Origin of the sequence: Butyrivibrio sp. NC3005, from assembly GCF_000424545.1 — a bacterium.
GTDB lineage: Bacteria > Bacillota > Clostridia > Lachnospirales > Lachnospiraceae > Butyrivibrio.
The window spans coordinates 19,750-29,626 of sequence record NZ_AUKC01000007.1; the positions used below are offsets into that span (position 1 = coordinate 19,750).

The following is a 9,877-nucleotide window of genomic DNA, read 5'->3' on the forward strand; positions in this document are numbered from 1 at the left end:
TAACTATTTTTTGAACAAAAAATAATTTAACTCGGAGCTCTCTGCATCTATCAAGATGTAGGGAGCTTTGATTTTCTTAAGTTGGTGATAGATTATGACAAAAATAAAATTTTATAGTGGTCTTAGGGAGATTGGGGGCACTGTCGTAGCAGTTGAAACAGATAAGGCAGTGTGTATTTTTGATTTTGGGTATGCTTTTGTTGGAAGACTTGATGAAAGTGTTTGTACTAGAAAAGGGCATGAAGCGCAGGATTTTATGAGACTTGGGATACTTAACAGAATCGATGGAATATATGAATCTCATGCTGCTGGCGAGTTGAATCTCAAAGCCTATGGTGAAACAGATAAGAAGTATTTTGCAATCATTTCTCATATGCATATCGATCACATGGGAGGTTTGGGATGCCTTGATCCAAAAATGCCTGTGTATATGAGCAATGATTCGGCAAAGCTGTATAAAAGAATGGGTGTTATGGGAGAGCTTGAGTACAGAGAGCATGAGAATATTCAGCCAATGGAGTATGACAGCACCATCACGGTTGAAGATATAAAAGTTACCTGTATTCAGGTAGATCATGATGTAATAGGAGCGTGCGGTTTCCTTATAGAAACAGAAGATGGCAGTATCTGTTATACAGGTGATTTCAGATTTCATGGCTTCCATCCTGATGTAAGCAGTGCTTTTGGTAATAAGTGCAAGGGTGCAGATGTTATGATAACTGAAGGAGTTACCATAAGCTTTGCAGATGTAGACATGCTTTCACTTGAGGGTCCGGAACGTACCACAAGTGAATACACACTTCTAGAAGATATGAAAGAGCGATGCAGACAGGAAGATGGCCTTATTGTAATTAACAATTACAATAGAAATGTAGAGCGAATTCATCAAATGATTCATGCACTTGCCAAAGAAAAACGTCAGATGGCGCTTGATAGTATTCAGGCGGATTATGTCAATGCATTTTATCCATGGGACGATTTTGTAGTATATATTCCAGAGGGCGGAAGTACTAACAATCCATCTCTTAGGGAAAAGAAAGTTATAGACAGAAATGAATTATTAACAAATCCATCTAAGTATGTTTTGCAGCAAAATTACAAGAATATTTATGAACTCTTTGACTTGAAAGATGTTGTGTCAGTATATTTGCATATGGATGGTGCTCCTCTTGGAGATTATGATCCGTCCTTTGCAAAGTTCCAAAGTTTTCTTGAAGTGCAGGGAATAAAAAATGAACATGTAGGTCTTGGCGGACATGCAGAGCCATATTACCTTAGAAAAATGGCGGATATCATTGCACCAACAACGCTTGTACCACTTCATAGTTTTAGACCTGAGCAGTTCAATACTGAATATGCAAAAGAAATAGTTCTTCCTGAATGCGGACAAAGTTTCTATCTCGAGAATGGAAAGCTGGTAAAAGAATAAAATTTTAGTAAAAAAGCTTCTTGCTGAGTTTTTATAATCATCAGCAAGAAGCTTTTACAATTAATCTTACATTTCTAAAAATAATTGAATTTAGTAATTAATCATGTATTTCTACAGATTCGTTAATTGCTCTAGAAGTTTCAGAAGCCTCGCGGCCGCCCTGGCTTGTTTCAACATTTATACAAGGATCCTTTACAGGAGCCTTTTTTGGTTTCTCTGACATGTCAATACTTGTAGAGTTACCAATTCCAAGAGCTTCACCGGCTACTCCAAGTGTAGAGATTACGTTTGATAAGTCAGTTGGCATGAAAATCTTTGTTGCACGTCCGTCAGCGACAGTCTTAAGTGCATCTATGCCTTTAAGTTTCAGTACATTTTCGGAAGGATTTGCCTCAGATAACATACGAAGACCATCAGCTTCAGCCTTGTAAACCATCTCAATTGACTTTGCGCGGCCTTCAGCAAGTGCAATTTGAGAATCACGTTCAGCTTCAGCAGCAAGAATCTTTGCTTTTTTATCACCTTCTGCACGGCTGACAACAGCTTCCTGATGAGCCTGAGCTTCGAGAACTGTCTGACGTCTTTCGCGTTCTGCTCTCATCTGCTTGGACATGATAGCCTGAAGTTCAGGGTCAATGCCGATAGTCTTAAGCTCAACACGGCTTACCTTGATACCCCATTTATCACTGGCGTCATCAATTACTTTTGTAAGGTTTCTATTAATTTCATCTCTTGAAGAAAGAAGCTGGTCAAGTTCCATTTCACCGGCGACATTTCTAAGTGTAGTTGCACACAGATTCTGAAGACCCGAGATAGGATTTTCGATACCATAAGTATAGAGTCTTGGCTCGAATACAGTTGTGTAAATAACAGAATCAAGATCAATCTGAACGTTATCCTTGGTGATTACCTTCTGAGGAGGAAAGTCAAGAACCTGTTCCTTGAGGCTGATCTTACGAACAACTCTTTCAATAAAAGGAACTTTAAGGTGAGGACCTGCCTGCCAAGTGGTCTTGTATTGACCAAGCATTTCAAGGACATATGCGTGTCCCTGAGGAACGATTACAAAGTTTGTTACGATTAATGCAAGAAGAATAACAACAATAATAAGAATAGGTAAAGCAATTTCTTCCATACGATTAATACTCCCTTCTTTTTTGGAAAAATGTTAGAAAAATTTGAAGTAGTAAAAAATTACAGTTTTTTATTGCCTCAAGCTATTATTATTATACGTCCACTTTTCTAAAAAAAATAGTATCATTCGTCGCATATTAGTTACAATTCGGTAGTTTTCCAGATAGCAAGATAAGAGATTTAAGCAAAATACATTTTATTTTTTATTTCGATAATTTATAAATTCTTAATAGGAAAAACTCTTTTATTTTTTTGAGGTTGTGATATACTTTCAATTCGGTCGGTAAAACAAAAACGAAATTACGTTTGTTAAAAGTTTCAGGGATGAAACAAAAGGATATACTTTCAAGGAGGTAATGAAAGTGAAAGCAAGTTCAGATTCAAAGAGCACAAAATCTGTAAGTTCAGTAAAGAAAATCAACAGTATCAAAACAAAAATAGTAGCTGCGGCAATCAGCATGGCAGTTATTCCCCTTTTAATAATTGTATCTGTGAATTTTGTAAGAACTCAGAATGAAGCAATTAAAACATCAAAAGATAGCCTTAGCTGGTCAGCATGGTATCTTCAGTCTGAAGTAAAGCAGATTATGGCTAAAAATGAATCTTCATTGCTTAGCCTTGCAGCATCTTCTAGTGTAAGAAGTTATCTTAAAAATGGAGAAACACCTGAAACCAGAAAAGATATTTTAAACCAGATGAAAGCTATCAATGATACATTCGGTGACGAGAATCAGATAGTTCTTTCTAATATCGAAGGAATGATGGTTCTTAGAAGTGATGAAGGAAAGTGTGTTGATATTTCTCAAAGAGATTATTTCATCAAAGCTTCTAAAGGAGAGATTAATGCTGCTTCTGTATTTGTAAGCGGATCTACAAAAATCAGAAATACTTGTCTGGCAGTTCCGGTAAAGGATGAGAACGGAGATATAATTGGAGTTATTCATAGAAGTTACATGCTTAGTGACTTCCATAAGCTCCTTGCAGAAGACGGTGTTGAAGCATTCATGGTAGATGGCGACGGAACTCTTGCAGCACACTCTGATTATGATATTTCAGGTGATGATGAACCAAAAAGCTTCAAACAGTCACCATATATGACATCAGGTCTTGAGTCTGATACATACGAAAGCAATGCAACAGGACATACAACTTATGTTTCTTACGTAAAAGAACCTATTTCAGGATATACAGTTTGCGTAGCAGTTGATAAAAATGAAGTACTTAAAGAAGCCAGATTAAGCGCATTAACAGGAATTATTCTTGGATTAATCGTACTTGCTATAGTAGTAGTATTCTCACTTATTATGGCAAAGAAATTCACTGATCCTATTATGGAAGTAGATGAAAGCCTTTCTGCACTTGCAGATGGAAGATTTAAGAAAATCGGAAAATATACAAATAGAAAAGATGAAATTGGCCACATAGTTAGAAATACTGATTCAGTGATTGAGAAGTTAGGTAAAATAGTTGGTTACATAAAGGAATCTTCCAATACAGTTGGTCACTCTTCTGAGGAACTTTCTCTTATGGCAAATCAGATTGCAGCAACAGCTGAAAGCGTAGCTGGTGCAGTTCAGGAAATTGCAACAGGTGCAGTACAGCAGGCAGAAGAAATCCAGTCAGCAGCAGAAGGATCTAATAAGATAACAAAGGCAGTTGAAAGTGTTCAGGGGTCATCAAATGATGTTAATGAACTTGCTGCACGCATGAAGAAGGCTTCTGAAGATTCAAGTAAGTCACTTTCATACCTTCAGGCATCTTCAACTAATATGACATCTAAGATTGAAGAAATATCTTCAAAAATCGCAGCAACACAGGAAGCAGTAGCAAATATTAATGATAGAGTAGAAGGAATTTCCGGTATCGCTTCTCAGACTAACCTTTTGTCACTTAATGCTTCAATCGAGGCTGCAAGATCAGGTGAGTACGGAAAAGGATTCTCAGTAGTAGCATCAGAAATTAGACAGCTTGCTGATGATTCTGAAAACCTTGCTCAGGAAATCAGAGGAGTTATGGATAGCCTCTTATCTCAGGCGCAGGATGCAGTACAAGCTGCTCAGGAAATCAAAAAAGGTAATATTGAACAGCAGGAAGCACTTGCAAAGACACTTACTTCTGTTCAAGGAATGCTCGAAGATATCGAAAAGACAGTATCTGGTGTAACTGTTATTTCTTCTGATGCTAATGACTGCGTAAATTCAAATAGACTTGTAAGCGATGCTATGTCTTCACTTACAGCTATTTCAGAAGAAAATGCTGCTTCATCTGAAACAACAGGTGCATCTGTTCAGGAACTTTCTGCAACAGTATCAACACTTGCTATGTCTGCAACAGGACTTCGCGATGTAGCTGAAAAGCTTAATCAGGAGATTGCATTCTTTAAGTAATTAAAGATTATAAATGTTATGGTTCTAAGGTTTTTAAATACTGGAAATCAATATTTATAAACAGTTTTGCTCACGAAATAGTATAATCAGGCAAAACACATCTATCAAAGACTGTAAGAAATGAGAAATCATTTTTTGCAGTCTTTTTGCCATATAAAAGATAATATGAGAATCTAATTTGACGCAATTGTCATAAAAGAATGGACAAAAACATTTTAGTATGATAGAGTGGTAAATAACTAAAGCTATTCTATGTATCTGTAATATGATTAAGACTTACATTTATTATGAGAATAACTTTTTTCTAATTACTTGCTTGTTGCATGGGTATAAACACCATAAGATAAAAATCAAATATTCTAAGGAGATTATTATGAAAAAGAACACAACAGTAATGCGACTCTTTTCAACTTTAATGGTTGGAGTATTAACTTTTTCTCTTACTGCATGTTCATCAGACAAGACTAATACAGCAAATAAGTCTGAATCTAAAACAGAGGCTGGTTCTGATTTGGACTATATCAAGCAGAAAGGCTCTTTGATTATAGGTATTACAGACTTTGCACCAATGGATTACAAAGATGATGATGGCAACTGGATAGGTTTTGATGCAGACCTTGCAAAGAAAGTATGCGAAGATCTGGGAGTTAAGGCTGAATTTATTGAGATTGATTGGGACAATAAAATCCTTGAACTTGACAATAAGTCAATTGATGTAGTATGGAATGGAATGACACTTACAGATGAGGTTAAGTCTTCCATGAACTGTACCAAGTCATACCTTCAGAATGCACAGGTGGTTGTCCTTCCAAAAGATAAAGCAGACAAATACAAAGATGTCAATTCTTTAAAAGATTTGTCATTCGCGGTTGAAACAGGTTCTGCAGGTGAAGCAAGTGCCAAAGAAAACAAACTAAATTATACAAGCGTAGCATCACAGTCTGATGCTGTAATGGAAGTTGCAGCCGGAACATCAGATGCCTGCATCATTGATCTTTTAATGGCAGGTGCAATGATTGGTGATGGAACAAGCTATGCAAACCTTGCATATACCGTATCTCTTACATCAGAAGAGTATGTGGTAGGATGCAGAAAAGGTTCTGACCTGACAGATTATATCAATTCTGAATTTGATAAATTCAAGAACGATAGCACAATGGATAAGATTGCCAAGACCTATAACCTCGAAGGTGCTCTTATTAAATAAAATATGAGGATTAAATATGTTTTTAACTGTAACATTATCTTTGCTTGAAGGTTTTCTTTCAACATTAAAACTTTTCGGACTTACGCTGCTTTTTTCAATACCGCTTGGATTATTCATATGCTTTGGATCCATTAATAAACTGAAAATTATTCGTTTTCCAATTAGATTTATCATATGGGTAATCCGCGGAACACCGCTTATGCTCCAGCTTATCGTAATATATTATGGTCCTGGACTTATCTTGGGAACGTCCATATGGAACGGTACAAGCGGAAGATTTATTGCGGCACTCGTTGCATTTGTAATTAATTATGCATGCTATTTTTCAGAAATATATAGAGGCGGAATATTATCAATTCCTCAAGGACAGTACGAAGCTGGTAAAGTTTTGGGACTTACCAATAGAGAAATCTTTACTAAAATCATACTTTTGCAGGTAACAAAGAGAATAGTGCCGCCTATGAGTAATGAAATAATAACTCTTGTAAAAGATACTTCGCTTGCTAGAATTATTTCAGTTTATGAGATTATATGGAATGGTTCTGCATTCATTAAAAGCGATGGAATTATATGGCCATTGTTCTATACAGGCGCATTTTATCTTCTGTTTTCGGGTGTATTAACACTGTTTTTTGGATGGCTGGAAAAAAAGCTGAGTTTCTTCAAGTAAAAATACAAAGGTAATAAGATGTCTATTTTAGAAGTAAAAAATATAACAAAAAAATTTGATAATACAATGATTCTTAAAGGAATTGATTTCTCTATGGAAGAGGGAGAGGTTATTTCCATTATAGGGTCGTCAGGAAGTGGAAAAACAACACTTCTTCGTTGTCTAAATTTCCTCGAAACTCCCGACACCGGTATGATAAAAGTTAATGGTGAAGTTCTTTTTGATGGGGCAAATATTGAAAGTAATAAGCGCATACAGGAAGAAGAAATCAGAAAAAAAAGACTTCATTTTGGAATGGTATTCCAACAGTTTCATCTTTTTCCGCAGTATACTGCACTTGAAAATGTATGCCTTGCACCAAATCTGTTGAAAAATAAAAGCAGTGATGAAATAAAACAAGAAGGAATGATGCTGCTAGATAGAATGGGACTTTCTGATAGGATGAATAATTATCCTCATCAGCTTTCCGGAGGGCAGCAGCAAAGAGTTGCAATCGCACGAGCACTTGCAATGAATCCGGATATTCTATGTTTCGATGAACCAACATCTGCTCTTGACCCAGAGCTTACAGGAGAAGTTCTCAAAGTTATTCGCTCTCTTGCAGATAATAACACTACTATGATTATCGTTACGCATGAAATGGGCTTTGCAAGAGATGTTTCTGATAAAGTCTTATTCATGGATCAGGGAATAATATTAGAGCAGGGTGATGCTAAAGAAGTAATAGATAACCCTCAAAAAGAGAGAACAAAACAGTTTTTGTCAGTGATGAACAAGTATTAAAAGCTGAAAAAAGCTTAAGATAATAGCAAAAAACAAAAATTAGATAGCAATTAATGATTAGAGTCTGCCAATACTTTATTCTATATTAAAAACGTAACCAAATTTATTAAATTAGGGAGGTACGAAATTGAGAAGGAAAAGTGTTTTGGCAGGCTTTATGATTGCTGCTCTGCTTATGGGGTGCCAGAGCGGCGAATCTATTGAAAAGTCTTCTGCAAAAGATGTATCTGTTAGCAGCAGTGTCAGCAGTACAGCAGGAAGTTCATTAGATGATGACAAAGGCATCGATGAAGACAGTAAAAGTACGGATTTAGACAAAGATTCTTCTAAAAATTCTACAGAAAATGCAGACAGTTCTGAAGCAATAAGCATAGATGAAAATGTCTGTCTAAAAGATTTGTGTAAAGATTATTTTTCTCTTGGAGTCGGAATAAACGGAAGTACACTAGAAAATCAGACTCTTAATATTAAACAATACATGGATCTATCAAAGAAACATTTCAATAGCTGCACTATGACTAACCTCATGAAAAGCTGTTACATCCTAGATCAGGAAGCTTCCAAAGATAGCATAAAAAATGGAGACGGTATGCCTGTTTTAAACTTTGCATCAATTGACCCTACACTTAAGTGGTGCCAAGAAAACGGTATGAAGATGCGTGGTCATACACTTGTCTGGCACACTCAGGCACCTGAATGGTTTTTTAGAGAGAACTATGAAGATGAAGGCGCATATGTTGACAAAAAGACCATGTCAAAGCGAATGGAAAGCTATATTAAACAAATGTTAACCCATGTGCAGACAGATTATCCGGGAGTAATCTATTGCTGGGACGTTGTAAATGAAGCTGTTGATCCTGAATCTGCTGCAAAAGATTCACCATTTATGTGTAGAACAAAGCTTGGAGATGCGCCAAATCCATGGTATGAAACAATGGGTGAAGATTACGTAGAAGCAGCATTTACCTATGCAAGAAAATATGCTGATAAGGATGTTAAGCTTTTCTACAATGATTACAATACTTATCAGTCCCCGAAGACAGAGTCTATTATAGCGTTGTGTAAGTCATTGAAAGAAAAGGGACTTATAGACGGAATAGGAATGCAGGGTTATTGGGGAATTGATTATCCATCAATTTACCTTATCGAACCAGCAATAAAGAAATTCGCCGAGCTTGATCTTGAAATTCAGATTACGGAGTTATCTGTTGCAGTTGAAAATGAAACGAAAGCAGATTTTGACAAACAAGCAGCAAAGTATTATCAGATTTTTAAGATGCTGCATGATCTGGATAAAGAAGCTGGGGGACCAGCAAATATCACTAATGTAACATTGTTTGGACTAGTTGATCACTATAGAGAAGGTGATACCACAAACTCTAGAATCTTTGATCGAAATTATGAACCCAAAAAAGCGTTCTTGAAAATAAAAGAAGCTATGGATAATTATTGATGTAAAAAACTTAGAAGTAGATTAAAACTAATAACTTATTTATCTAAAGCTCTAATATGCTTTTTGCTTCAAATAATTGGAAAAACGCATATTAGAGCTTTTTTGCGTGATATAAAACTAAACTTCTACACAATGTTTCTTATCGATTTCAGCAACTTTATCTCTTCTTCTTACATATTTTTCTGCAGTAAGAGCATCTGTATTCATCCACGTTTTGACGATTTCCATTGCAATAGCGCTTCCTATTATTTTGCCACCGATGCACAAGACATTTGAATCGTTGTGTTCTCTGGAAAGCTGTGCACAGAATGGATCCTGACAGACACACGCAAAAATGCCTCTTAATTTATTGGCAATCATAGCACTTCCATATCCTACACCATCAACGAATATTCCTCTGTCACATTCTTTTTTGGCAACTGCAAGAGAAGCGGGGTATACGAAATCTGATAAATCGCAGCCTTCTTCGTCGTATGTACCAAAGTCAACAACTTCGTGTCCTTGTTCTTCAAGATATTTTTTAATTTCATTTTTAAGACCAGTTCCGGCATGGTCATTTGCCATAGCTATTTTCATAAAAATCTCCTTTCGGGCGGTGATTAGCAGTATTAAAGTTTTTGTCCACTAGACTTTTCGGAGTAAATCCAGAAAACGTTAATGGTAGATTGCTTTCATAAAGATAAATCACAAAAAATACCACGATATGCAAAAATAATTGTAAATATGATGTTTTGCATGATGGTTCTTTTGTTATTATAGCTATTGTCTGTTTATGGGTAAAGATGTAATTGAATTGGAACAGACAATTAATCTT

8 protein-coding genes are annotated in these 9,877 nt (G+C 36.0%); 6 read left to right on the forward strand and 2 right to left on the reverse strand.

Features of this window, described 5'->3' with window-relative positions; all coding sequences use genetic code 11:
* The first annotated feature begins 94 nt into the window (after positions 1–94).
* Entirely contained in the window at positions 95–1,429 is a 1,335-nt protein-coding gene (locus tag G634_RS0103185) for an MBL fold metallo-hydrolase (RefSeq protein ID WP_026504075.1), read from the forward strand.
* A gap of 97 nt (positions 1,430–1,526) precedes the next feature.
* On the opposite strand, the gene G634_RS0103190 is transcribed toward G634_RS0103185, so the two are convergent.
* Complete coding sequence (locus tag G634_RS0103190; RefSeq protein WP_026504076.1) at positions 1,527–2,564, reverse strand: SPFH domain-containing protein; 1,038 nt, start codon at positions 2,562–2,564, stop codon at positions 1,527–1,529.
* Between the two features lie 361 nt (positions 2,565–2,925).
* Between G634_RS0103190 and G634_RS0103195 the strand changes: the two genes are divergently transcribed.
* The 5 genes from G634_RS0103195 to G634_RS0103215 all read left to right on the forward strand — a co-directional run bounded on the left by G634_RS0103195 (position 2,926) and on the right by G634_RS0103215 (position 9,063).
* The gene (locus G634_RS0103195; RefSeq protein WP_242826755.1) at positions 2,926–4,950 is read left to right on the forward strand and encodes a methyl-accepting chemotaxis protein; all 2,025 of its coding nucleotides are present in this window, start codon (positions 2,926–2,928) and stop codon (positions 4,948–4,950) included.
* Positions 4,951–5,323: 373 nt separating this feature from the next.
* Positions 5,324–6,157: a transporter substrate-binding domain-containing protein gene (locus G634_RS0103200; RefSeq protein ID WP_026504078.1), complete on the forward strand. Its 834-nt coding sequence runs from the start codon at positions 5,324–5,326 to the stop codon at positions 6,155–6,157.
* Positions 6,158–6,173: 16 nt separating this feature from the next.
* Entirely contained in the window at positions 6,174–6,827 is a 654-nt protein-coding gene (locus G634_RS0103205) for an amino acid ABC transporter permease (RefSeq protein ID WP_026504079.1), read from the forward strand.
* An 18-nt stretch (positions 6,828–6,845) separates the two neighbouring features.
* A complete protein-coding gene (locus tag G634_RS0103210) occupies positions 6,846–7,610 on the forward strand; it encodes an amino acid ABC transporter ATP-binding protein (RefSeq protein ID WP_026504080.1) in 765 nt (254 codons plus the stop codon).
* A 127-nt stretch (positions 7,611–7,737) separates the two neighbouring features.
* Complete coding sequence (locus G634_RS0103215; RefSeq protein WP_026504081.1) at positions 7,738–9,063, forward strand: endo-1,4-beta-xylanase; 1,326 nt, start codon at positions 7,738–7,740, stop codon at positions 9,061–9,063.
* Between the two features lie 117 nt (positions 9,064–9,180).
* Here the strand turns inward: G634_RS0103215 and G634_RS0103220 are convergent, their stop codons facing one another.
* Entirely contained in the window at positions 9,181–9,639 is a 459-nt protein-coding gene (locus tag G634_RS0103220; RefSeq protein ID WP_026504082.1) for an RpiB/LacA/LacB family sugar-phosphate isomerase, read from the reverse strand.
* Positions 9,640–9,877: the final 238 nt, after the last annotated feature.

Excerpts from the sequence above, each read along its gene's own strand:
- G634_RS0103185 (WP_026504075.1), top strand. The coding sequence starts at position 95 with ATGACAAAAATAAAATTTTATAGTGGTCTTAGGGAGATTGGGGGCACT.
- G634_RS0103190 (WP_026504076.1), bottom strand. The coding sequence starts at position 2,564 with ATGGAAGAAATTGCTTTACCTATTCTTATTATTGTTGTTATTCTTCTT.
- G634_RS0103200 (WP_026504078.1), top strand. The coding sequence starts at position 5,324 with ATGAAAAAGAACACAACAGTAATGCGACTCTTTTCAACTTTAATGGTT.
- G634_RS0103205 (WP_026504079.1), top strand. The coding sequence starts at position 6,174 with ATGTTTTTAACTGTAACATTATCTTTGCTTGAAGGTTTTCTTTCAACA.
- G634_RS0103210 (WP_026504080.1), top strand. The coding sequence starts at position 6,846 with ATGTCTATTTTAGAAGTAAAAAATATAACAAAAAAATTTGATAATACA.
- G634_RS0103220 (WP_026504082.1), bottom strand. The coding sequence starts at position 9,639 with ATGAAAATAGCTATGGCAAATGACCATGCCGGAACTGGTCTTAAAAAT.